The following is an 850-nucleotide window of genomic DNA, read 5'->3' as shown; positions in this document are numbered from 1 at the left end:
GGCGCGCTCGCAGACGCCGTGGATGCCGCGGATGACCTTGTTGTGGGTCTGCTGGACCTCGGTTGGCTTACCTCCAGTGGGCTTCTTGTGCGGGTGCCGGAAGCCGTCGCCTGCGTTCTCGTATCCGAGGTCGACCAGGGTCGGCATGTCCAGCTCGGCAGCGATCCGGTTGAGGGCGTCGATCGGGCCGTGGTGGCGGGCGCAGGTGGTGTCGTGCTCTCTGCCCGGGCGGACCGGTGAGACCCAGATCGGCCAGCCGTCCGGGGTGGACATGACCTGCACGTTCCCGCCGTGGTGCTGGTGCTTTCCGGACCACCACAGGTCCGCGCCGTTGGGGCCCGGGGGCGGCGGCGCGGTCGGTGCGGATGACGGTGCCGTCGAGGTTCGGATGCGTCAGCCCGGCCGCCTTCGCGCGCTCCAGTGCGGTGGCCAGGTCTGGCGCCCCGGCGGCCAGGACGGTCAGCCCCTCGTGGAGATAGCGGTAGGCGGTGGAGATCGACAGGCCGTTGTCACACACGAGTTGGGCAAGGCGCGAGCCATCGATGAACCAGCGCAGGACGAACACCGCCTGCCGGAAGCAACCCAGCGCACGACGCCTCTTGCGAGTCCTTGTCGCGGTGCGGTGGTCGCGCAGCAACTGGGCCAGGTGCTGAGCGGTGGACCGCTTCACACCGAGCACGGCGGTGTATGTGACACTGATCGACACGTGAGGCCCCTCGGTCGGATCTTTCCTTCGCAAGATCGTTCCTACCAGGGGCCTTACGCCTGCCCCGACTTGGGGTCCACGCGGGCCGCAGCGCCAGCATCGCGATCACAGCGAGCGACGACCCGTTACTGGGAAAGGCTCACT

Annotated in this window: 1 pseudogene; it reads right to left on the bottom strand. The window is 68.7% G+C overall.

The window, feature by feature from the left end:
* Positions 1–706 (bottom strand): annotated as a pseudogene (locus ACFQLX_RS25685) (transposase family protein); the annotation flags it as partial.
* Positions 707–850 lie beyond the last annotated feature (144 nt).

This window comes from Streptomyces polyrhachis (assembly GCF_042663125.1).
GTDB classification, from domain to species: domain Bacteria; phylum Actinomycetota; class Actinomycetes; order Streptomycetales; family Streptomycetaceae; genus Streptomyces; species Streptomyces polyrhachii.
Note: the sequence above shows the minus strand (reverse complement) of the source record. Positions and strands in the feature narration are given on the sequence as shown.